The following is a 22,002-nucleotide window of genomic DNA, read 5'->3' on the forward strand; positions in this document are numbered from 1 at the left end:
GTCGTCCATGGCTCACGCCTTCTGCGTCGGGGCTTCGGTCAGTCTGCCGACCAGCCCGCGCGGGCGGATTGCCAGGAACGCGAACAGCACGAAGTAGGCCACCAGGTCGCGGACCTGCGGCCCGAAATACCACTGGCTTTGCATCTCAATGACGCCGAGAAGCAGCCCGCCCAGGATCGCGCCGGGAACCGAGCCGAGGCCGCCGATCATCATCGCGATCAGGCCCTTCAGGGTCGCCCACATCCCGAACATCGGCGTGACCTGCTGGTCGACCGCCAGCACGAGGAAGCCCGCGACCCCGCCGACCGCGGAGGCGCCGGCGAAGGCCAGCGGCATCACCATCCTGACGTCGACACCGACGAGATGTGCGGCGAGCGGATTGCCGATGATGGCGCGCAGTGCGAGACCGAACCGCGTGCGGTAGAGCACGAGCTGAACGGCCGCCGCCAGAGCGAGCGCGCTGCACAGCATGACGAGATGGTCGCCGCGGATCGCGAAAGGCCCGAGCTCGAGCGGCGCGCCGGTGGCGAGCGGCGGAAAGCCATAGGTGTGTCGCGGCAGGACAAGGATCGCCGCCTGCTCGAGCTGCATCCAGATCGCGAAGCTCGACACCATCGAAGCGATGGCCGCGCCGGCCTTCATCGGCGCGAAGCACAGCCTTTCGACATAGATGCCGGCCACTGCCGCGCCAACCACCACCGCCAGGGCGACGGTCAGCGGACCGGCGCCAAACTGCAGGTAGACGACCGTTCCGAAATAGCCGCCGATCATGATCGACGGTCCGTAGGACAGGTTGAGCCTGCGCATCACGCCGAAGATGAGGGTGAAGCCTAGCGCCAGCAGTCCGTAGGACGAGCCGATCATCAGGCCATCGATCGTGTTCTGGACGAGGTCGATCATCGCCCCTCCATTGCCCGCGTCAGCCCTCGGTGCGTCGGGTGCCGAGATAGGCTCGCTGGATGACCTCGTCTTCCGCCAGTTGCCCCGGCGTGCCGCTGAACGTGATGCGCCCCTGCTCCATCAGGAAGAACTGGTGGGCGACCTTCAGCGCCATGTGAGCGTTCTGCTCGACGAGGAAGATGGTGGTCCCGTCGCGATTGAGCTCGGTGATGATATCGAAGATCTCGGCGACGATCAGCGGCGCCAGCCCGAGCGAGGGCTCGTCCATCAGCAGGAGGCGCGGCCGCGACATGAGCGCGCGCGCGACCGCGAGCATCTGCTGCTCGCCGCCCGAGAGCGTGCCTGCCATCTGCTCGCGCCGCTCCTTCAATCGCGGGAAGCGGCCGTACATCCGCTCGATGTCGGACGCGATGCCGGCCCGGTCGTGGCGCTGATAGGCGCCGGCCAGCAGGTTCTCGCGAACGTTCATGTCCGGGAAGACCAGCCGGTTCTCCGGCACCAGCGCCACGCCGCGCGAGACGATGCGCGCCGGCGAAAGGCCGGCGAGTTCCGTTCCCTCGAGGCGGATCGAGCCACGCCGCGGCTGCAGGATGCCGGCGATCGTCATCATCAGCGTCGTCTTGCCGGCGCCGTTGGGCCCGAGCAGGCAGGTGATCTTGCCGCTCTCGACCTTCAGCGAGACGCCTTTCAGCGCCTCGATCTGGCCGTACGCCGCGACGATGTCGGTGACCTCGAACATGCCCACCTTCACGCGGCTTCGGGAGCGCCGAGATAGGCCTCCCGCACCAGCGGATCGGCCTGGACCTCGGCCGGCGTTCCCTCGGCGATCTTGCGTCCGAAGTTGAGCACGGCGATGCGGTCGGCGATCGCCATCACCAGCTCCATGTGGTGCTCGATCAGCAGGACCGTGACGCCGTCGTCGCGAACCTTGCGGATGCGGTTGTCGAGCTGATCGATCTCCTCGGCGTTCATGCCGGCGGCGGGCTCGTCGAGCAACAGCAGCGCGGGCCTCGCCGACAGCGCGCGGGCGAACTCGAGGCGGCGTTGCTCGCCGAATGCCAGGTTCGCCGCCAGCTCATTGGACTTGTGCGCGAGGTCGAAGAACTCGAGCGTGCGCTCGATCTCGTTGCGGGCGCCGCGCGAGCCGCCGAACCAGCGCCGGCCGAAGTTCTGCCGGCGCTGCTCGCCTGAGTTCTGCGCGACCCAGAGGTTCTGCCAGACCGTCAGCTGCCCGAACAGCCGGATGTTCTGGAAGGTCCGCGCCACGCCCGCGGCCACGCGCGCGTGCATCGGCATGCTGGAAATGTCGGTGCCATTCAGCGCGATGCGGCCGGCCGTGAGCGGAAACAGGCCGCAGATGAGGTTGACGATGGTGCTCTTGCCGGAGCCGTTGGGACCGATGAGGGCGAGAATCTCGCCGCGAGCGACAGTCAGGTCGACGCCATCGACCGCGCGGACGCCGCCGAAATGCTTGCTGATGCCCTTGAGCTCAAGCACCGGACTGCTCCCTGCCCGGTGAGAACAGCCGCTTGAGTGCCCGCGTCGTGCCGGCATCGAGCAGGCCGCGCGGGCGGACGTTCATCGCCAGCACGATCAGGCCGCCGAACAGCAGGTTGCGCCAGTCGCCCATGAAGCGCAGGCCCTCGATCAGGAAGCCCTGGATGAAGATCACCGCGAGCAGCGTGCCGAACACGTTGGATAGGCCGCCGAGGATCGGATAGGCGATGGCAAAGGTCGCCAGCACGACGCCGAACTGGGCATGCTCGATGTGCGTGGTGTAGTGGGCGAAGATGCCGCCGCCGATGCCGGCGATGAAGCCGCCCACCGTCATGGCCGAGACCTTCACGGCCGTGATGTTGATGCCGACGCTCTGCGCGGCGAGCTCGTCCTCGCCGACCGCGCGCAGCACGGCGCCGACGCGCGAGCGATCGAGCCACCACAGCCCGGCCATGACCAGGGCGACCACGACCCAGATGAACAGCACGACGTCGAGGGTCGACCAGCCGTTTTCGGGAAAGTATCGGATCTGGCGGAAGCCTTCGGCGCCGTGCGGCCCGAGATGGAGGGCGCCGGCCTGGATCTGATAGGTGAAGTTGAAGAAGAACAGTCGCACGGCTTCGCCGAAGGCCACCGTCGCCACCACCAGCATCAGGCCCTTGACCCGCAGCGCGGGGAAGCCGATGGCGCAGGCGACGGCGGCGGAAACCACGCCGGCCAAGGCAAGGGCCGGGATCAGCGGCCATTGCGCGAGGACGGTCAGCATGCCGGCGAGGTAGGCGCCGATCGCGAAGAAGCCGGCCTGGGCGAGGCTGACCTGGCCGGTCAAAAGCACGCAGTAGGCCGACAGGCCCAGCAGCGTGTGGACGCCGATGATCTGGATGAGCCCGAGATAGAAGTCCATTGCGCTGCGTCCCCCGTCAGTCGCGGCCCGCCGGCCTGGCGAAGATGCCGCCCGGCCGGAACACGAGGAACGCGAACAGAAGCAGCATGATGTAGAGGTCGCGCTCCGACACGCCGCGGAAGAACTGGAAGGCGTTCTCCAGCCCGCCGACGATGAGGCCGGCGACTATGGCGCCGGGAATGCTGCCGAGCCCGCCGATCACCGTGACGATCAGCCCCTTCACGGTGAGCGGCAGCGAGAGCAGCGGCGAGAGCATGCCGATGGCCGCCCCGGTCATGGCGCCGGCGATGCCGCCGAGCACGCCGGTGATCACGAAGGTGAGGACGTTCACCCGCGTCGTGCTGATGCCGCAAAGCAGCGACGCCGTCGGCTGCTGCGAGACCGCGCGCGTGGCAAGCCCCAGCCTGCTGCGATAGAGCAGCAGCAGCAGCAGCACCATGCAGATGCAGCCCAGCGCAAAGACGAACATCAGGTCGCCGCGCAGGCCGAACGGCCCGACGTGGACGATAACGTCGGAGAACAGGGCCGGATAGTTGAGCGGAACGCCATCCGTCATGTGCACGATGATCTCGTCGATCAGCAGCAGAAGGCCGACCGTCGACATCAGCGTGGCCAGCGGGTTGGCGAGCGGGATGAATCTGAAGCCGATGAGATAGACGAGGCCGCCGATCACGCCACCGGCCGCCGCCGCCGCCACGTAGGCCAGCACGGGCGGCACCGGCAGGACGGCCATGACCAGCAGGCTCGCATAGGCCGCACCGATCGACGCCGCGGCATAGGAGAGGTTGATCTTGTGCATCACGCCGAAGATCATCGTGAAGCCGATGCCGAGCAGGGCGTAGGTGGCGCCGAACAGCACGCCATCGGCCACCGATTGCACGGCGTCGATCAGGTCGAGGAGGTCCACGTCAGGATCCGGTATGCGGCGATGGCAGGGAAACGGCGGCGACCGGCGGCGGGCCGCCGATGCGGTCCGCCGCCTTGCGCAAGGCCACTAGAGCGCGGGCCTGTGCAGGACCTGCCAGCTGCCGTCCTTGGCATGGACGTAGAGGTAGGGCTTGATCGCCTCGCGATCGGCCGTGCGGCCGACCTTGCCGAGCAGGCCCTTGGTCTCCGTCAGCGCCGCGAGGCCCTTGCGCATCTTCTCGCGATCCGCCTGCACGGTGTCGGGCTTGGCCATGATCTTCTGGCTCTCGATCACATCCTTGAGGATGAACATGATCTCGTAGGCCGCCGCGCTGTGCAGGTCGGCGCTGCCGCCGAACTTGGCGACCTGATCGGCCGCCGCCTTGGCCTCGGGCGTCACCGGCGCGAAGCTGGTCGGGATGATGATGCCTTCAGCCTGCCTGGCGCAGCCCTGCAGCGTCTCGATGCTCGACGAGCTGGTCAGCCCGATCAGCAGTTTCGGCTTGACGCCCTGGCGGGCCATTTCCTTCAGCACGCCACAGGTCGTGAAGGGATGCGCCGAGATCGCCACGATGTCGGCGTTGGCGCGCTTCATGTCGCGCACCTGGGTCGAGAAGGACGTGTCGTTGAGCAGCCACTCGGCGGTTCCGAGCACCTGCAGGCCGGCGCCCTCGGCCTGGCCCTTCATCACGCCATAGGTCGCGTTCGAGTGGGCGAAGTCCTTCTCGACGCCGCCGTACATCGTCTTCAGGCCGGGATGTTCCTTCCTGACCCAGGCGATCAGCGACTTGTACATCTCGAATTCGCTGGGCACGTTGCGGAACGCCCACTCGGAGATCTTCGCCAGGCCGCCCTTGGCCGCGACGTCGGCGAAGATGGGGAACTGCAGGCCGCTGTCGGAGGCGTCGCCGACCTTCTTCTGCAGGATGCCGAACAGCGACTCCGCGACGTTGGAACAGGTCGGGCCGACCGCGACGAAGGCGTCGGTCGACGCGATGCGGCGTACCACCGAGATGCCTTCCTCGGCGTTGCAGCGATCGTCGAGGAACTCGACGACAAGCTTCGCCTTGGTGTTGTCGCCCAGGGTGACGCCGCCCTTCTTGTTGATCTCCTCGGCGGCGGCCTTCATGGCCGCCTCGCTGTTGATGCCGAACACGCGGACCACGCCGGACTTGGCGCCGAAGCCCGTGATCTTGACCGTGCGCTCCTGGGCCGCGAGGCTCCCGGGCAGGGACAGCATCGAACCTGCGAGGAGTACGGCCAGCGCGGAATGCAGACGTCTCATGGAGTCCTCCCTCAGTATGGCAGTGCTTGTTCTTGGTCTTGCGACGCGGGAAGCATAGCATGCCCTGTTCCGCGTAGCATTGCGGCCGGCGGGCCGAACCACCATGCCTCCTCGATGATAGGATATCGTGGTGACCTAGAATGTCATCGAACCAACATTCGGGCCAAGCCGTTCCGGGCCCAGTCATCCCCGGCCAGGTCATGCGCTCGCTCGATGCCATGCTGGAGAGAAACCGCTGGGCGCGCGACCTCGCCGCCGATCAGCTCCAGCGCGTGCGCGCCGCCATCGTCGTGCGCGACCTGGAGCCGGGCGGCCATGTCTGTCACCGGGGCGACCCGGCGGACGCATGGCTCGGCGTGGTCGACGGCCTGGTCAAGCTGGGCAACGTGTCGCCCGAGGGCAAGTCGGTGACGTTCGCCGCGGTGCCGAGCGGTTCGTGGTTCGGCGAGGGCTCCGTGCTCAAGCGCGAGGCCCGCAAGTACGATGTCGTGGCCCTGCGCCCGTCGCGCGTCGCGTTCATGCCGGAGGCGACCTTCTTCCAGCTTCTCGACACCAGCATCGCCTTCAATCGCTTCATTCTGATGCAGCTCAACGAGCGATTGGGCCAGTTCATGGCCGCGTTCGAGCACGACCGACTGCTCGAGCCGGAGGCGCGCGTGGCCCACGCGCTGGCCAACATGTGCCATCCTGTCCTCTATCCGGGCCACGAACGCTCGATCGAGCTGTCGCAGGACGAGCTCGGCCGCCTCGTGGGAGCGTCGCGGCAACGCATCAGCCAGGCGCTCGGCGTGCTGCAGAAGGCCGGGCTGATCAAGGTCGAGTACAGGATGATCATGGTCCTCGACATCGACGGTTTGCGCCGCTTCGGCGCCTGAGCCGATCCCGGCGGCAACCGGGGTCTTGCCTTCCCCCGGAGGGGGAAGGTGCCCGAAGGGCGGAAGGGGGATGTCGAAGACGGACAGCGGCGTCGTTGAGACATCCCCCTTCCATCGCGCTGCGCGCGCCACCTTCCCCCTCCGGGGGAAGAGAAGTGCGAAATCCATAGCGATCGCCCCTGCGGCGGCGACCGGAAATGTCGTCAGCGGGACACTTCGGCCGACCGGCCTCTGCTAGCATCAGCCGAACAAGGCAGATCCCGCCGGCGTCGTGCGGACGGGACCATTCCGGAGGAGGAGAGACATGGCCAGAGCGAAAGCCATTCCGGGACGGCGAGCCGCCCGCAAGGCCGCGAAGCCCGCGGCGAAGCGGGCAGGGAGCTCCCGCAAGGCGGGCAGCATTTTCGCTAGCCTGCGGCCTGGCCGGGCGAACTTCGCCCCGCTCACGCCGGTCTCGTTCCTGGCGCGAACCGCCGCCATCCATCCCGACCGCTTGGCCGTCGTGCACGGCGCGCAGCGCTTCAGCTATCGCCAGCTCGAGGAGCGCGCCCGGCGGCTCGCCTCGGCGCTGGCCCGGCACGGCGTGCGCCCCGGCGATACCGTCTCGGCGATGCTGCCGAACGTGCCGGCGATGCTGGAGGCGCATTTCGGCGTCCCGATGGCCGGCGCCGTGCTCAACGCCATCAACACGCGGCTCGATGCCGCGACCGTGGCCTATATCCTGGAACACGGCGAGGCCAAGGTGCTGATCACCGACCGCGAATATGCCGCCCAGGTCGGCCCGGCGCTCGCCCGCCTCAAGCGGCCGCCGCTGGTCGTCGACGTCGACGACCCGCTCTACAGCGGGCCCGGCAATCGGCTCGGACGGATCGAGTACGAGGACTTCATCGCGTCCGGCGATCCGGCCTTCGTCGACCGGCCGGTGCTCGATGAATCGGGCCCGCTGGCGCTCAACTACACGTCCGGCACCACCGGCAATCCCAAGGGCGTGGTCTACCACCACCGCGGCACGTTCCTCGAGGCGGTCGGCAACACGATGGCGTGGCCGCTGCCGCCGAAGCCGGTCTATCTGTGGACCCTGCCGATGTTCCACTGCAACGGCTGGTGCTTCCCGTGGTCGGTGACCGCCATGGGCGGCACGCATGTCTGCCTGCGCCGGGTCGATCCCGCCCTGATCTTCGCGATGATCGTCGAGCACGGCGTGACGCATATGTGCGGCGCGCCGACCGTGCTCGGCATGCTGGTGGGCGCGCCCGCCGAGCAGCGCCGCCGCTTCGACCACATCGTCGACATCCAGACCGGCGGCTCGCCGCCGCCCGCCAAGGTCATCAAGGCGATGGAGGAGCTCGGCTTCCGCGTCACCCACATCTACGGCATGACCGAGCTGCAGGGTCCGTCGACGCTCTGCGTGCCGCAGGACCGCTGGGCCGATCTGCCGCTTGAGGAGCGCGCCGCGTTCAGCGCCCGGCAGGGCGTGCGCTATCCGGTCGTCGAGGCGCAGATGGTGGCCGACCCCAAGACGCTCGAGCCCGTGGCGCGCGACGGTGCGAGCGTCGGCGAGATCATGGTGCGCGGCAACACCGTGATGCTCGGCTATCTCAAGCAGCCCAAGGCGACCGCCGAGGCGTTCCGCGGCGGCTGGATGCACACCGGCGATCTCGCCGTCGAGCATCCGGACGGCTACGTCGAGATCAAGGATCGCGCCAAGGACATCATCATCTCCGGCGGCGAGAACATCTCGAGCGTGGAAGTCGAGATCGCGCTCTACAAGCACCCCGCGGTGGCGCTCGCCGCCGTGGTCGCCAAGCCCGACGAGAAGTGGGGCGAGACGCCGTGCGCTTTCGTCCAGCTCAAGCCCGGCGCCGAGGCGAGCGCCGCGGAGATCATCGCGTTCTGCCGCGATCAGCTGGCGCACTACAAGGCGCCGAAATCGGTGGTGTTCGGCACCCTGCCGACCACCGCCACCGGCAAGATCCAGAAGTTCGTGCTGCGCGAGCAGGTGCGCGCCGCCGCAAGGCCCGCCGGTGGCATGCGGGCCGCGGCTGGTCCTGCCCGATGAGGTGAGGGGGCATTCAGCGACGCAGCTTCCAGTCGGCGATCAGGCCGTCGCCTTCGACCTCGGCGCCCATCTCGCGCAGCCAGCCGGCGAGGACGCGGTTCGAGCTGTGCGCTTCCGTGTAGGGCACCGGGTGCGGAAAGAAGTCGAGATCGACATTCCGGTTGGTGAGCATGCGGGCGCGGCCGGCCTCGGCGATGCCGTCGAGCTTGTCGACCAGACGCTGCGCCGCCGCGGCGTCGACCTCGAGCAGCAGCATGTCCTCGATCGTCACGCGGACCTGCCGGCGCAGCGTCTCCGCCGTGAGCGGCCCGGCCATCACCCGACGGCCGAGCGCGGCTGGCGTCTCCCGGAACAGCGCCGCATAGCCCCCGGCCGCACCCGTCATGCCTTCCGCGTACCAGCGCCAATCGCCATAGGCGTAGCGCACCATGCGGCCGTCGGGCAGGCCGACGACGAGGCTGGAGTGGCGGCCGTGGTCGAGGACCGCCACCGGCGCGCGGGCCGCCGCAGGCACGAGCGGCGGCGGCGCCACGACATAGGTGGTGGCGCAGGCGGCGAGCATGGTTAGAGCCGCCAGCGCTACGACCTGCCGGAGACGTCCCAGCCGGGCAAGGATCAGGCGTGGTGACACGGCTCGCATCGATCGCCCTGGGATTGACCTTCCGCCGCTGTCTTGCGCCCTGCACACAAGTGAATCAAGGGTGCCGGGAGCCGTGGGAGGACAATCGTTTCAGGCCAGGTGCAGTGTCGCCAGTGCCAGTGGCACGCAGCCGGCCGCGGCGTGCGGCAGTCGCGGCCAGAACCGCTCCGCCAGCGTGACCAGCGCGACGAGGAGCATGGCGGCGGGATGATGGCCGGCGAGCACGAGCGCGACCATCAGCGGACCGCATGTCATGACGCAGGCGCGGCCGTGGAAGAGGCCGAAGGCGAGGCACGATCGACGGCCTGCGTGTCCGCCGGGCGCCACGGGCAGAATGCGGTGGCATCGACGCAGCGTCGCGCGTCGCGCCGGTGTCCAGTGCCACGCCGCCGCGATGAGGAAGGCCACCATCGCTGCAGGTCGCGAGTCCTCGGCCAGCCATGCGAGCGCGCCGCAGGCCACGCCGGCGACCAGCCACGGCGCGAGATAGCCCAGGGCGAACCAGCCCATGGCGCGGTGCCGTTCGGGCCACAGGCTGCGCCAGGCGACATGGCGCGCCATCGGCAGGGCCAGCGGCAGCATCATCGCCGCGATCATCGCCAGCCAATGCGCGAGGAAGCCAAGCCCGGCGATGAATCGGCTGTCGTCGGACGCGCCCATCGCCCGGCACAGCGCGGCGAACCCGCCGGGCGTCGCCGTCAGCACGACCGCCCAGCCGGCAATGGCGAACGCGGCCAGCCACCATTGCGGATGGCGCCACGTCAGCTCGCGCGGGCGCAATGGGACCAGCGCGCTCACTCGTAGTGGACGCTGACGCTGCCGACCTGCAGACCGACATCGGCGCCGAGATGGTCGCGCGCGACGAACGACAGGTCGAGCCGCGCCGGATTCCAGCGTCCCTCGGCCTTCAGCCGCTCGACCAGGGCGCTGATGTCGAGCACGTAGGACAGGCCGGAGCCGCCATGCGCCGATTCCTCGACGCTGGCGCTCTCGACGCCGAACATCGGCAGGGTGCCGGCGAGGTCCTCCTCGCGCGGCTCGCCGGCGGCGGTGCCGAGATAGACCTTGATGCGCGCCGCCGGGCGCTTGGCCGTGATGTTGGAGAGGTTGAGATAGACGCGCTGCGGGCCGGCGCGCATCGACTCCAGCGCCGGCCCGGCGGGCCGCGCCAGCTCGATGCCGACCTGCGTCTTAGCCGACGACAGGGGAATGGGGGCCTTGGTGGCCCCGACCAGCTCGGCCATGGCGCTCTCTCTCGTCCTGAGCGACTCAAACTCGCGGCCCGTCGGCCCGGCGACGATCACCGGCAGCGGATCGGCGACGCTGTCGTAGGCGTAGTGGAAGGGCTCCGCCCTGCTGTCCAGCACGTCGGCCGGCGCATATGTCTTCTCCGCGCCGGTGTGGTCGCGGAACTGGAAGCGTGCGCCCGTGGCGTTGAGCCAGTCAAGGCTGGTCGGATTGCCCGCGCTGGCGGCGCGGCCGAGCCAGACCTCCCACAGCCGGTCGATATTGGCGTGGTGCATCCAGAACACCGGATCGAGCCCGGCGGTCTCGAACTGGCTCATCAGCCCGGCGCCGCTGGCGTCGAAGCCGCCGACCGCGACATGGACGTTGCCGTGCGGCGTGCGCTCCAGGCTGCCGGTGGGGCCGCCGCCATGGTTGAACAGCGTGCTCGGCCCGCCGAAGGCCGGCGCGCCGGAGGCCGGGTCGAGCGTGAAGCTGGCGTCGCGCAGGCAGTCGAGGCTGACGTCGGAATCGTCGAGGCCGACGCTGCCGTCGGGCGCGACGCCCATGCGGAAGCGCTGGTCGAGGCGCAGCGGATTGGCCGCGCCGTCGGGCAGCGTAGCGGCCATGAACGCCGGCGGCAGGCTGCGCGCGTCGGGGTTGCTGGCGTCGCTGTAGTTCCAGTAGGGCAGCGCCCAGTCGGCCGGGCCGCCGAGCTGCCCGATCGCGTCGATCAGCATGCGCTCCCAGATGCCGAGATAGACGCGATGCCACGGCAGGAAGAACCAGCTGCTGTGCTGGCACTGGTTCCAGTAGCGCCTCATCTCGGCGTTGGACGGCAGCGCCTCGCCCGGCTGGCGGTAGGGGTCGACGCTGGGATGATAGCCGTGGATCGCCGCCTGGTAGCGCCAGCCCAGCGGATCGGTGATCGGCCGCGCCTGCATCGCTGTGATGCCGCGGGCGTACCATTCGAGCACCGGATCCCAGGGCTGCTGCAGCGACCAGACATCGCGCCGCGTGCGCACGGTACCGTTGCCCATCGTGCTCTCCCCTGCAAAGGCCGCGGCAGCACTATCGTCAAAATGGCGCAACCTGTCGACGCTGCAGACATTGCGCGGGGGGTGCAGTTGTTCCGTCATCCCGAGCGTAGCGAGGGAAGACAGGTGCGTTTGCTTGGCCGCGCGTCGCTGCCGTCAGAGGTCCGTGCGCTCCTGCTCGACCGCCTTGCGCTCGGCCATGTTGAAGCGCTTGTCGTAGATCGGCCGGCCGCCGGTGGTCGGGCCGGGATACTGCACGATCAGCATCGTGCCGCCGGTCGCGGTGCGCAGCTCCTCCTCGTAGTGCGGATCGGGATGCCAGATCATCGTGCCCGGCCCGTAATCCCTGCCGCCGATATGGAAGGTGCCGTCGAGCACGTACCAGACCTGCGCGAAGTCGTGGCGATGCAGCGGATGCCAGCCGCCCGGCTCGAGCTTCAGCAGGCCAGCGTTGGGCTCGGTGGGATTGTCCGGCCGGGGATGGAACAGCATCTTGCCGGTCTCGCCGGGCCAGCGGATCGTCTCCCACTCGATGTCGTCGACATGCCGCGCGATGGGCGCCTGATGGGTCTCGCTCATGCTCTCCTCCTCGCCGACAGGTTGGTCGCGGGCCTGATGTCGCGCAGCGCGCGGAACGCCGGCGGCGCCTGCGTCGCGGCGCCGCTCAAGGTGTGCACCATCAAGAGATGCGCCGGCGCGTTGCCCAGCGCGCGACCCATATGCGGGATCGCGGCGTCGAAATGCAGCGTGTCGCCCGGCGCCATCTCCAGAAGCTCGCGGCCGAGATGGAACTCGAGCCGGCCCTGCGTGAGCTCGAGGAACTCCTCGCCCTCGTGCGACACCAGCTCGATCGCCTTGCGCGGGCTGGCGGGAAAGACCAGCTCGAAGGCATCCAGCCGCGCGCCGCGCAGATCGCCGCCCAGCCGACGCCAGGCATAGCCGGCCGGGCTGCGCAGCCAATTCGCAGCCGGGTCGGCGGCACGGCGCAGCACGTAGCGCGGCGTCTCGGCGCCGATATCCTCGAACAGGGCGGCGAGCGGCTGACCCAGCGCGCTCGCCAGGCCGATCAGGTTGCCGATCGAGGCGTTGGCCGCGCCGCGTTCCAGCCGCGACAGGAAGGCGACCGACAGGCCGGCCGCCGCGGCGACATGCTCGAGCGTGCGGCCCTGCCGCTGCCGCGCGCCGCGCAGGCGCGCGCCGATGGTTAGGGCGAGTTCGGTATCCGATGGCATGACGCGGAGGCTAATCCAGGATTGTCCACAATGCAAACTAGTTTGCACAGTGTGCAAACGCACGATGGTGCGCCGTTTGCATGGTTTCGGGGATGAGCGATGCCCCTTACGACCTCATCCTGCGCGGCGGTCACGTCGTCGATCCCGCCACCGGCCGCGACGGCATGGCCGATGTGGCGATCCGCGATGGCCGCATCGCGGCGGTGCAGGCCAACCTGCCGAGCACCGCGCGTGCGGTCGCCGATGTGCGCGGCCGCATCGTGCTGCCGGGCATGATCGACACCCACGCGCACGTCTATACCCACGTCTCCGGCCGCTTCGGCCTGCCGGCCGACATGGTGGGCGTGCAAAGCGGCGTGACCACGCTGGTCGACCAGGGCGGCCCGTCCTGCATGACCTTCCCCGGCTTCCGCCACTTCATCGCCCAGCCGGCCGCGAGCCGCGTGCTGGCGTTCATCTCCGCCTATGTCGTCGGCGGGCTGGAAGGCCATTTCTACCCGAACCTCTACGGCCCCGACGGCGTCGACGTCGACGCCACGGTGAGGGCGACCCATGCCAATCGCGATCTCGTGCGCGGCATCAAGGCCCATGCCGAGATCGGCGGCTTCGCGCGCTGGGGCATCGAGGTGATGCGCAAGGCGGCCGAGATCGGCCGCCAGGCGGACCTGCCGATCTACATCCATTTCGGCCAGCTCTGGCCGCTGCCGGAAAGCGGCGCCAACGGCGTCGATCCCGACGGCATCCTGCCTGACATCGTCGAACTGATGCGGCCGGGCGACATCCTCGCCCATCCCTTCACGCGCCATCCCGGCGGCTTCATCGACAGGGACGGCCGCGTGCATCCGATCGTCGAGGCGGCGATCGCGCGCGGCTTGAAGATCGATGTCGGCCACGGCAGCCATTTCAGCTTCCGCATGGCGCGGCTGGCGCTGGAGGCCGGCATTCTGCCCGACACGTTGGGTGCGGACATGCACGGCTACAACACCAGGGTGCCGCCGCCACCGGGCACGCCCGCGACGCACCCCGACGAGGCGGAGGCGCATCCCTTCGCCGGCTCGGCGCGCTTCAGCCTCAGCTACGCCATGACCGAATTGCTGGCGCTGGGCCTGACGCTGAAGCAGGTCGTGCCGATGGTCACGACCAACGCCGCGGCGATGCTCGGCATGGCGGACGAGATCGGGACCCTGCGGCCGGGTGCGATCGCCGATGTCTCGGTCCTGGCCGACGATCGCGGCCGCTTCCGGCTGTCGGACAACGAGGGCACCGAGGTCATCGCCGACCGCATGCTCAGCCCGCTCTTCTGCCTGCGCGCCGGCAAGCGCCACGACGCGGCGGCGCCCATCCTGCCGCAGGCGGTCGCGGCGTAAGGGAGAATTATCTTCCCCCGGAGGGGGAAGGTGGCGCGCAGCGCCGGAAGGGGGATGTCGAAGCCGGACACCGACGTCGTTGAGGCATCCCCCATCCGCCCTTCGGGCACCTTCCCCCTCCGGGGGAAGGTAGGAGGTCCTGCCGCTTTGCCCCCGGGGTCTCGGATGCTAGAACGCGCCGAAATCCAGACACGAGGGACAAGATGGTCGCGCAGATCGGGCACTACATCGGCGGCAAGGTCGTCAACGGCAGCAGCGGGCGCACCGGCGACATCACCAATCCGGCGACCGGCGAGGTCACGGCCAGGGTGGCGTTCGCGTCGGTGGGCGAGATCGACGCCGCGGTGCAGGTGGCGAAGAAGGCGCAGCTTGCCTGGGCCAATACGCCGCCGCTGCGCCGCCAGCGCGTGATGTTCAATCTCAAGGGCCTGATCGAGAAGCGGCTCGACGATCTGGCGCGCCACCTCTCGCTCGAGCACGGCAAGACCTTCGACGACGCCAAGGGCGAGGTCGGCCGCGGCCTGGAGGTGGTGGAGTTCGCCTGCGGCATCGCCCATCACATGAAGGGCGATTTCACCGAGCAGGTGGCGTCCGACATGGACACCTGGTCGATCCGCCAGCCGCTGGGCGTGGTCGCCGGCATCACGCCGTTCAACTTCCCGATCATGATCCCGTGCTGGATGGGCGCCATGGCGGTGGCCTGCGGCAACGCCTTCATCCTCAAGCCGTCGGAGAAGGATCCCAGCGCGCCGATGCTGCTGGCCGAGCTCTATGCCGAGGCCGGCGCGCCGGCCGGCATCTTCCAGGTGCTCAACGGCGACAAGGTCGCGGTCGACGCGCTGCTCGAGCATCCCGACGTGCCGGCGATCTCCTTCGTCGGCTCGACCGCGATCGGCGAATACGTCTATCACAAGGGCACGTCGATGAATAAGCGCGTGCAGGCGCTGTGCGGTGCCAAGAACCACATGGTGATCATGCCCGACGCCGATCTCGACCAAGCGACCGACGCGCTGATCGGCGCCGGTTACGGTGCGGCCGGCGAGCGCTGCATGGCGATCTCGGTGGCGGTGGCGGTCGGCGGCATCGGCGACAAGCTGATCGAGAAGCTGGCGCCGCGCGTCTCGGCGCTGAAGGTCGGGCCGGGCCTCGATCCGCAATCGGAGATGGGCCCGCTGGTGACGCGCCAGCACCGCGACAAGGTGATGGGCTATGTCGACCAGGGCGTGAAGGAAGGCGCGAAGCTCGTCGTCGACGGCCGCGGGCTGAAGCTGCAGGGCTACGAGAACGGCAACTTCATGGGCGGCTGCCTGTTCGACCAGGTGAAGCCCGACATGACCATCTACAAGGACGAGATCTTCGGCCCGGTGCTCTCGGTGGTGCGCACCGACGGCTTCGACGAGGCGATCAAGCTGGTCAACGACCACGCCTACGGCAACGGCACGGCGATCTTCACCCGCGACGGCGATGCCGCGCGCACCTTCGCCAGCAACGTCAAGATCGGCATGGTCGGCATCAACGTGCCGATCCCGGTGCCGGTCGCCTATCACAGCTTCGGCGGCTGGAAGGCCTCGGTGTTCGGCGACCACGGCATCTACGGCATGGAAGGCGTGCGCTTCTACACCAAGCTGAAGACCATCACCGCGCGCTGGCCCACCGGCATCCGCGCCGGCGCCGAGTTCAACTTCCGGGCACGGACGTAGCACTTCTCCCTCTCCCCGCTCGCGGGGAGAGGGTCGGGGTGAGGGGTCGTTTCAGGTTGGGCACAGCCGTGGTGCGTCACTTGCGGCAGCCCCTCACCCCAACCCTCTCCCCGCAAGCGGGGAGAGGGAGCAGAAGGCCAACCCATATGCGATAGCCCTGCCCATCCGGCGGAAGGCAGATCCTAATTCTTCCCGCGTCGGCGATTGGCGCGGCGTTCGGCGGCTTCGAGTTCGGCGCGCACCGCGATCACGTCGGGCATGCGCGCGCCCAGCCGCTCGGCCTCGATGACGGCCTTCTCCGCGTCGTCGAGATCGTTGCGCGCGATCAGGGCGCGCGCCTGGATCACCAGCGCGCGCACCCGCAGCACGATTTGCGGATCGGGCTTGGGCTCGGCTTGGCCGGGCGGCTTGGCCGCCGCGTCGCGCCGCGCGTCGGCGATGCGGCGGGCGAGCGTGTCCCAGCCGCCGTGCTGCGGATAGCGGCGCCTGCCGTCGGCCAGCAGGCGCTCGGCATTGTCGAGCTGGCCACGCGCGATGGCGGCGTCGATCGAGGCCAGGGTGGCGCGCAGCTCGGCTTCCTGGCGCTGGCGGTCGGCGCGCTGGCGCTCGACATCGGCGCGCGCGACGGCGATGTCGGGCAGGCCCGGCGCCAGTTCCTGCGCCTCGTTGAGCAGCGCCAGCGCGCGGGCGTAGTCGCCCCGCCCGGCGGCCTGGCGCGCCTGGGCAACGATCGCCTGCGCCCGCTCGCGCCGCTCGCGCTGCTCGCGCACCTGGCGGTCGTCGCCGCCGCGCGCCGCGGCCAGCCGGCGGCGATGCTCGGCCCAGTCCGGCCGGTCGGGATAGCGCCGCGCGCCGTCTGCCAGCAGCCGGTCGGCCTCCTCGAAGCGCCGGCCGAGGATCGCTGCCTCGAAGGCCGCCAGCAGCAAGCGGAACTGTTCGCCTTCGGCCTGGGCGCGCACGCGCGCGCGGCCGAGATCGGCGCGCAGCTGATTGGCCTCGGGCAGGCCCGGCGTCAGGTCGTCGGCGATCGCCAGCTGCCGCTCGGTCTCGCCGAACTCGTTGCGGTCGAGTGCGCGGCGGCCGACGGTGACGGCGACGCGCGCCTGCGCCAGGCGGTTGAGCCAGTCGCTGGTCTGGCGGATCTGCGCCAGGCGGTTGGCGTCGGCACGGAACTCCGGATCGGTGGGGAAGCGGCGCAGCGCCTCGGTGATCAGCCGCTCGGCCTCCCACAACGCATAGGTCGAGAGCGCCCGGTCGATCGCGGCGTTGAGCTGATAGCGCTCGCGATGGCGCCCGTCGCGCTCGATGCGCAGGGCGGCGATGTCGGTGCGCGCCTTGGCGGTCTCGGCGAAATTCGGCGAGGTACGGTCGGCCTCCTGCAGCAGGCGCTCGGCGCCGGCGAAGTCGCCGAAGCTGGCGAGGCGACGCGCCTCGGCGATCAGGCGGCGGGCTTCCTCGATCTTCGCCGCGCGCGCCTGGTTGGCCTTGATGTTGGCCAGTCGCTGCTGGAACGGGCCCCAGGTCGCCATGTGGTTGGGGTAGCGCCTGACGGCGTCGGCGATCATCGGCTCGGCGCGCAGCACGTCGTCGGCCAGCAGGGCGCGGTTGATCGCCGCCGCCAGGGTGAGGCGATCAGCCTCGGTGTTGGTCGGCGGCGGGGGCGGCGGGGGAGAGGGTGGCGGCGCGCCGGGGAAATCGCCCAGGTTCAGCGCGGTGCGCTCGCATTCCAGCCGGTCGGTGACGTCGAGCTCGGGCTGCACGCAGGATATGACCGTGCCGTCGCGATCGCGCAGCCAGGCGCGCTCGCGGCCCTCGTGGCTGGCGCTGCCCATGAAGGCCAGCCGGTACTCGCTGTCGCGCGTCAGCGGAAGCTCGGCGCAGGTCTCGGCGCACCACAGGATCTGCGAGCGCCCGTCGCGATCGTCGAGCCTGCGCAGGATGGCGCTGCGCAAGGCGACCTGATCGCCCTGGCGCACGCTGAAGGTGCCGAGATGCGCGGCCTCGCCGGTGCGCGAGTCGATCCGGGTGCATTGATCGTCGCGGCAGCCCAGCACCACCGGCCGGCCCTTGTCGTGGCTCGGGTGCTGGAAGGAGAGGTGGTAGCGCCGCTCGGCGAAGCCCAGCGGCTGGAGGGTGGCGCCCGCCAGGTCGCGTTCGGCGATGCCCTCGATGCGGATCGGCTTGCAGAAGGACTGGGCGGCGCAGATCCAGGGCATGCCCGAGAGGCGGAAGACATGGACCGCGGGCTCGCGGTTGAACAGCAGCGGCGCGTAGCCGGCGGGCGGGAAGTCCTGCGCCACGGCGCCGGATGCCGGCAGCGCGCCCAGCAACGCACAGAGCGCGAGGCGGCGGGAGATGGCGTTCATGGTCTTGGCTCCGCAGAGGGCGGGGAAAAAAACGGCATCGCGCTCGCGCGGTTCCCGCCGCCACGCAAAGCGCACAATGATGCCCAACATTCAGCTCCCTCTCCCCGCTTGCGGGGAGAGGGTCGGGGTGAGGGGCTGCCGCAAGCCGCGCACCACGGCTGTGCCCAACCTGAAACGACCCCTCACCCCAACCCTCTCCCCGCAAGCGGGGAGAGGGCGTGATGAAACGCCCTACTTCTTCTTCTCGATGTTCCAGAACACCGTCACCGCCGATTCGATGTTGCCGCTGACCGAGGTGCGGCGCGCGATCGGCTGGTTCCACTGGCCGAGGAAGATGTGCGTCGGATATTCGACGATGCGCAGCTGGATCTCCTCGACGATCGCCTTCTGCCTGGCGAGGTCGGTCGCCCGCGCGAAGTCGGCGCGCAACTCGACCAGCTTCGGATCGCAGGCCCAGCCGAACCAGGCGCCGTCGCAGGCGGCATTGGTCATCGAGTTGACCAGCGGGTTGACGATGTCGACCGAGGCGGCGGCGGTCAGCAGCGCGTTCCAGCCGACCGGCGGCGGCTCCTTCTTGGCACGGCGCGCCACCAGGGTCGACCAGTCCATCTGCTGCATGTCGACCTTCAGGCCGATGCGCTCCATCTGCGCCTTGGCGACCGGCGCGAGGTTGTTGAGCACGTAGAGATCCGTCGTGCCCAGCAGGACGACGGGCGTGCCGTCGTAGCCGGCTTCGCGCACCAGCGCGCGCGCCTTCTCGATGTTCGAGTTGAGCTTGTCGTCCCAGCCCTTGGTCGAGGCCAGCGGCGTGTCGCACATGAACATCGCCTTGCAGGAGCGGTAATACTTTGGATCGCCGATCACCGCCTTCAGGTAGTCCTCCTGGTTGAAGCCGTAGAGCAGCGCCTGGCGGATCTTCGGGTTGTCGAACGGCTTGTGCAGCACGTTGAAGCGGAAGAGGTACTGCAGGCCGAGCGGATTGGCGGCGAACAGCTCGATATTCTTGTCCTTGGCGAAGAGCGGGAACAGGTCGAACTGCGGCGACTCGATCATGTCGATCTCGCCGTTGATCAGCGCGTTGACCACGGTCTGCTGGTCGGACATCGCCACCCATTCGACGCGATCGACCTTGGCGACCTTGCCGCCGGCCAGGCCCGAGGGCGGCTCGCTGCGCGGCTTGTACTTGGGATTCTTGACGTAGACGGTCTTGTCGCCGGGCTTCCACTCGTCCTTCTTGAAGATGAACGGGCCTGAGCCGGTCGTGTCCGAGAGCTGCGTGAAGGGATCGGTCTCGGCCACCCGCTTGGGCATGATGAAGAGCGCGCCCGATGGCTTGGAGAAGCCCATCATCAAGAGCGGCGACGGCTCGCTCAGCACGACGCGGAAGCTCCTGGCGTCGATCGCGGCGATGTCCTTGACAATCTTCATCATCAGCTGGCCAAGCGGATCGCGCGTGGCCCAGCGCTTGATCGAGGGGATGACGTCGGCCGTGGTGACCGGCTGGCCGTCGTGCCACTCCAGCCCGTCGCGCAGCTTGAAGGTGTAGGTCAGCTTGTCGTCGGACAGCGACCAGGTGTCGACCATCTGCGGCTGGACCTGCAGCTTGCCGTCCAGCGCGAAGAGGGTGTCGTAGATCATGTAGCCGTGGTTGCGCACGATGTAGGCCGTCGTCCAGATCGGGTCGATGACCTTGAGATCGGAATGGTTGACCACGCGCAACGTGGTCTGCGCGCCGGCGGTGCCGACGGCGACGCCCAGGGCCGAAGCGAACGCCAACGCGGTAGCCAACAAGCGGATCGATCGCATGCTGAAATCCTCCCGGTTCGTCCTGCACGCGGCTGGCCGCCGCTGTTCGTGGAGGGGGATACAGCGCGGGTATCGTGGGCCTGTTGGGCGGGACTGGGCAAGGACCGTTTCAGCTTCTGTCGCCCGGCCCCGTCGGGGAGAAGGACGAAGCCTTACGCGGCGCTGGCGGGCTTGTGCTGGCGCTCCGTCTCGCGCTGCTGAAGCGCTTCGCGCAGGCGGCGATTGAGGTCGAACTGCACGGGCTGGAAGTCCTCGACACGCACCCAGGGCTGGGCCAGCACGACGAAGCCATTGTCGTTGAGCGACTCGACGCCGACCACGGGCTCGCCCCGCACCCGCCGGTCGCTTCCGATCAGGTCGCGCACGAAGGCGATCGCGTTGCCGATGTTCTCGTGGCGCGGCATCTGCACGCGCAGGTCCAGGCGCCGGTGGTCGCCGCGTGTGTGCACGCGCACGATGTCGCCCCACAGCTTGCCGTTGGGCAGCACGACGCGCGAGCCATCGACCGTCTCGACCTCGGTGTAGAACAGGTTGATCACGCGGATGGCGCCGACCTGTCCGCCGGTCTCTATCACGTCGCCGATCCGGAAGGGGCGGAACAGCACTAGCATGATGCCGGCGGCAAGCTGGCTCAGCGTGCCTTGCAGCGCCAGGCCGATGGTCAGGCCCAGCGCGCCCAGCACCGCCACGAAGCTCGCCGTCGCGACGCCGAAGGTGGTGAGCACGCCGACGAAGGTCAGTACGATGACGGCATAGCGGGCGCCATTGGCGATGAACAGCGCCACCGTGGGATCGAAACGGCGGGCGCGGCTGAACAGGCGCGATACCGTCCTGAAGGCGAATCGCGACGCCCACCAGCCCAGCAGCAGGACGAGAATGGCACCCACGACGCGCATGCCGTAGACGGCGATCAGGCCGATCACCACGTTGCCCGGCTCGCCCCATCTCACGTCGAGATCCATGGTGTTCAAACGGGATTTCGGCGGATGCGTTCCCTGCTAGACTCGGTGGCGAGATCCGCCCGAGGAGCGCCCGCATGAGCATTGCCACCATCCTGACGCCGCGCGTCATCGTCATCGGCGGCGGCGCCGTGGCGCAGGTCGCCGACACCTTGAGGCAGGTCGGCGGCTCGCGCCCGCTGGTGGTCACCGACAAGTTCATGGTGAGCAGCGGCAAGCTCGCGGCCTGCACCGACGCGCTGACCAAGGCGGGCGTCGAGTTCGATGTCTTCTCCGACACCGTCGAGGATCCCACCACCGACGTGATCGAGGCCGGCGTGGCGGCGCTGAAGGCCGGCAATTACGACAGCCTGGTGGCCTTCGGCGGCGGCTCGCCGATCGACACGGCGAAGGCGATGAGCGTGCTGGCGGCGAATGGCGGCAAGATGCGCCAGTACAAGGTGCCCAACCCGATCCCGAAACAGGGCCTGCCGCTGGTGGCGATCCCGACCACCGCCGGCACCGGCTCGGAGGTGACCCGCTTCACCGTGATCACCGACACCGAGACCGACGAGAAGATGCTGATCGCCGGCGTGCCCTGCATGGCCGCCGCCGCCATCGTCGACTACGAGCTGACCCTGACCAAGCCGTACCGGCTGACCGCCGACACCGGCATCGATTCGCTGACCCACGCCATCGAGGCCTATGTCAGCAAGCGCGCCAGCCCGCACGCCGACAGCCTGGCGAAATCGGCGATGCGGCTGATCCACGACAACATCCGCACCGTCTGCGACCAGCCCGACAACCGCGCCGCGCGCGAGAAGATGATGCTGGCCGCGACCCAGGCCGGCATGGCGTTCTCGAATTCATCGGTGGCGCTGGTGCACGGCATGAGCCGGCCGATCGGCGCGTTTTTCCACGTGCCGCACGGCCTCTCCAACGCCATGCTGCTGCCGGCGATCACCGCCTTCTCGGCCAACGCCGCGCTCGACCGCTACGCCGATTGCGCGCGCGCCATGGGCGTGGCCGGCGACGAGGTCTCCGACCAGACCGCGGTGGCGCTGCTGCTCGATTCGCTCTCGAAGCTGAACACCGACCTCAAGGTGCCGACGCCCAAGGCCTACGGCATCGACGAGTCGAAATACGTCTCGCTGATGCCGACCATGGCCGAGCAGGCCCTGGCCTCCGGCTCGCCCAACAACAACCCGCGCGTGCCGACGAAAGACGAGATCGTCGAGCTGTACAAGAAGGTGTGGGCGTAGGCCT

The 22,002-nt window shown here is 69.1% G+C and carries 19 protein-coding genes; 5 read left to right on the plus strand and 14 right to left on the minus strand.

The features are described from left to right. Positions 1-12: 12 nt before the first annotated feature. From KF889_29320 to KF889_29345, 6 genes are all read right to left on the minus strand, one after another. A complete protein-coding gene (locus KF889_29320; protein ID MBX3503561.1) occupies positions 13-900 on the minus strand; it encodes a branched-chain amino acid ABC transporter permease in 888 nt (295 codons plus the stop codon). Positions 901-919: 19 nt separating this feature from the next. Further along, the gene (locus KF889_29325) at positions 920-1,639 is read right to left on the minus strand and encodes an ABC transporter ATP-binding protein (GenBank protein MBX3503562.1); all 720 of its coding nucleotides are present in this window, start codon (positions 1,637-1,639) and stop codon (positions 920-922) included. Between the two features lie 8 nt (positions 1,640-1,647). Then, a complete protein-coding gene (locus KF889_29330) occupies positions 1,648-2,454 on the minus strand; it encodes an ABC transporter ATP-binding protein (protein ID MBX3503563.1) in 807 nt (268 codons plus the stop codon). After that, positions 2,390-3,301, minus strand: a complete 912-nt coding sequence (locus KF889_29335; protein MBX3503564.1) for a branched-chain amino acid ABC transporter permease — start codon at positions 3,299-3,301, stop codon at positions 2,390-2,392. The genes KF889_29330 and KF889_29335 overlap by 65 nt, the downstream gene beginning before the upstream one ends. Positions 3,302-3,317: 16 nt before the next feature. Beyond that, positions 3,318-4,208: a branched-chain amino acid ABC transporter permease gene (locus KF889_29340; protein MBX3503565.1), complete on the minus strand. Its 891-nt coding sequence runs from the start codon at positions 4,206-4,208 to the stop codon at positions 3,318-3,320. Between the two features lie 87 nt (positions 4,209-4,295). Beyond that, positions 4,296-5,492, minus strand: coding sequence for an ABC transporter substrate-binding protein (locus KF889_29345; GenBank protein MBX3503566.1), 1,197 nt, complete (start codon positions 5,490-5,492; stop codon positions 4,296-4,298). A gap of 200 nt (positions 5,493-5,692) precedes the next feature. Between KF889_29345 and KF889_29350 the strand changes: the two genes are divergently transcribed. Together KF889_29350 and KF889_29355 are read left to right on the plus strand one after the other, a co-directional pair. Next, positions 5,693-6,367 (plus strand): Crp/Fnr family transcriptional regulator, encoded by a 675-nt coding sequence (locus KF889_29350; GenBank protein MBX3503567.1) that lies wholly within the window; start codon positions 5,693-5,695, stop codon positions 6,365-6,367. Positions 6,368-6,671: 304 nt separating this feature from the next. After that, positions 6,672-8,426: a long-chain-fatty-acid--CoA ligase gene (locus KF889_29355; protein ID MBX3503568.1), complete on the plus strand. Its 1,755-nt coding sequence runs from the start codon at positions 6,672-6,674 to the stop codon at positions 8,424-8,426. 13 nt (positions 8,427-8,439) lie between these two features. Here KF889_29355 and KF889_29360 read toward each other — a convergent pair whose 3' ends face one another. The 5 genes from KF889_29360 to KF889_29380 all read right to left on the minus strand — a co-directional run bounded on the left by KF889_29360 (position 8,440) and on the right by KF889_29380 (position 12,559). Then, a complete protein-coding gene (locus KF889_29360) occupies positions 8,440-9,057 on the minus strand; it encodes a hypothetical protein (GenBank protein ID MBX3503569.1) in 618 nt (205 codons plus the stop codon). A 99-nt stretch (positions 9,058-9,156) separates the two neighbouring features. After that, positions 9,157-9,864 (minus strand): DUF2182 domain-containing protein, encoded by a 708-nt coding sequence (locus tag KF889_29365; protein MBX3503570.1) that lies wholly within the window; start codon positions 9,862-9,864, stop codon positions 9,157-9,159. Next, positions 9,861-11,330 carry a tyrosinase family protein gene (locus KF889_29370; protein ID MBX3503571.1) on the minus strand — a complete coding sequence of 490 codons (1,470 nt, stop codon included), beginning with the start codon at positions 11,328-11,330 and terminating at the stop codon, positions 9,861-9,863. Before KF889_29370 ends, KF889_29365 begins: the two co-directional genes overlap by 4 nt. Positions 11,331-11,483: 153 nt before the next feature. After that, positions 11,484-11,906, minus strand: a complete 423-nt coding sequence (locus KF889_29375; protein ID MBX3503572.1) for a cupin domain-containing protein — start codon at positions 11,904-11,906, stop codon at positions 11,484-11,486. Then, on the minus strand, positions 11,903-12,559 hold the full coding sequence (locus KF889_29380; protein ID MBX3503573.1) for a helix-turn-helix domain-containing protein: 657 nt from the start codon (positions 12,557-12,559) through the stop codon (positions 11,903-11,905). The genes KF889_29375 and KF889_29380 overlap by 4 nt, the downstream gene beginning before the upstream one ends. A 92-nt stretch (positions 12,560-12,651) precedes the next feature. Between KF889_29380 and KF889_29385 the strand changes: the two genes are divergently transcribed. Together KF889_29385 and KF889_29390 are read left to right on the plus strand one after the other, a co-directional pair. Beyond that, complete coding sequence (locus KF889_29385) at positions 12,652-13,926, plus strand: amidohydrolase/deacetylase family metallohydrolase (protein MBX3503574.1); 1,275 nt, start codon at positions 12,652-12,654, stop codon at positions 13,924-13,926. 203 nt (positions 13,927-14,129) lie between these two features. Further along, positions 14,130-15,626: a CoA-acylating methylmalonate-semialdehyde dehydrogenase gene (locus KF889_29390; GenBank protein ID MBX3503575.1), complete on the plus strand. Its 1,497-nt coding sequence runs from the start codon at positions 14,130-14,132 to the stop codon at positions 15,624-15,626. A 182-nt stretch (positions 15,627-15,808) separates the two neighbouring features. On the opposite strand, the gene KF889_29395 is transcribed toward KF889_29390, so the two are convergent. The 3 genes from KF889_29395 to KF889_29405 form a co-directional block, all read right to left on the minus strand. Further along, positions 15,809-17,992, minus strand: a complete 2,184-nt coding sequence (locus KF889_29395; GenBank protein MBX3503576.1) for a hypothetical protein — start codon at positions 17,990-17,992, stop codon at positions 15,809-15,811. Between the two features lie 231 nt (positions 17,993-18,223). Then, a complete protein-coding gene (locus KF889_29400) occupies positions 18,224-19,798 on the minus strand; it encodes an ABC transporter substrate-binding protein (protein MBX3503577.1) in 1,575 nt (524 codons plus the stop codon). 152 nt (positions 19,799-19,950) lie between these two features. Next, complete coding sequence (locus KF889_29405) at positions 19,951-20,769, minus strand: mechanosensitive ion channel family protein (protein MBX3503578.1); 819 nt, start codon at positions 20,767-20,769, stop codon at positions 19,951-19,953. 65 nt (positions 20,770-20,834) lie between these two features. On the opposite strand from KF889_29405, the gene KF889_29410 reads away from it, so the two are divergent. After that, positions 20,835-21,998 (plus strand): iron-containing alcohol dehydrogenase, encoded by a 1,164-nt coding sequence (locus tag KF889_29410; GenBank protein ID MBX3503579.1) that lies wholly within the window; start codon positions 20,835-20,837, stop codon positions 21,996-21,998. The last annotated feature ends 4 nt before the right edge of the window (positions 21,999-22,002 follow it).

The sequence above is a fragment of the Alphaproteobacteria bacterium genome (genome assembly GCA_019635875.1).
In the GTDB taxonomy this organism is placed as follows: domain Bacteria; phylum Pseudomonadota; class Alphaproteobacteria; order Reyranellales; family Reyranellaceae; genus JAFAZJ01.

Bases quoted from the DNA above. Each gene is read 5' to 3' on its own strand.
- KF889_29320 (MBX3503561.1), bottom strand. From the start codon at position 900: ATGATCGACCTCGTCCAGAACACGATCGATGGCCTGATGATCGGCTCG.
- KF889_29325 (MBX3503562.1), bottom strand. From the start codon at position 1,639: ATGTTCGAGGTCACCGACATCGTCGCGGCGTACGGCCAGATCGAGGCG.
- KF889_29330 (MBX3503563.1), bottom strand. From the start codon at position 2,454: ATGCCGGCACGACGCGGGCACTCAAGCGGCTGTTCTCACCGGGCAGGG.
- KF889_29335 (MBX3503564.1), bottom strand. From the start codon at position 3,301: ATGGACTTCTATCTCGGGCTCATCCAGATCATCGGCGTCCACACGCTG.
- KF889_29345 (MBX3503566.1), bottom strand. From the start codon at position 5,492: ATGAGACGTCTGCATTCCGCGCTGGCCGTACTCCTCGCAGGTTCGATG.
- KF889_29350 (MBX3503567.1), top strand. From the start codon at position 5,693: ATGCGCTCGCTCGATGCCATGCTGGAGAGAAACCGCTGGGCGCGCGAC.
- KF889_29355 (MBX3503568.1), top strand. From the start codon at position 6,672: ATGGCCAGAGCGAAAGCCATTCCGGGACGGCGAGCCGCCCGCAAGGCC.
- KF889_29370 (MBX3503571.1), bottom strand. From the start codon at position 11,330: ATGGGCAACGGTACCGTGCGCACGCGGCGCGATGTCTGGTCGCTGCAG.
- KF889_29375 (MBX3503572.1), bottom strand. From the start codon at position 11,906: ATGAGCGAGACCCATCAGGCGCCCATCGCGCGGCATGTCGACGACATC.
- KF889_29380 (MBX3503573.1), bottom strand. From the start codon at position 12,559: ATGCCATCGGATACCGAACTCGCCCTAACCATCGGCGCGCGCCTGCGC.
- KF889_29385 (MBX3503574.1), top strand. From the start codon at position 12,652: ATGAGCGATGCCCCTTACGACCTCATCCTGCGCGGCGGTCACGTCGTC.
- KF889_29390 (MBX3503575.1), top strand. From the start codon at position 14,130: ATGGTCGCGCAGATCGGGCACTACATCGGCGGCAAGGTCGTCAACGGC.
- KF889_29395 (MBX3503576.1), bottom strand. From the start codon at position 17,992: ATGAACGCCATCTCCCGCCGCCTCGCGCTCTGTGCGTTGCTGGGCGCG.
- KF889_29400 (MBX3503577.1), bottom strand. From the start codon at position 19,798: ATGCGATCGATCCGCTTGTTGGCTACCGCGTTGGCGTTCGCTTCGGCC.
- KF889_29410 (MBX3503579.1), top strand. From the start codon at position 20,835: ATGAGCATTGCCACCATCCTGACGCCGCGCGTCATCGTCATCGGCGGC.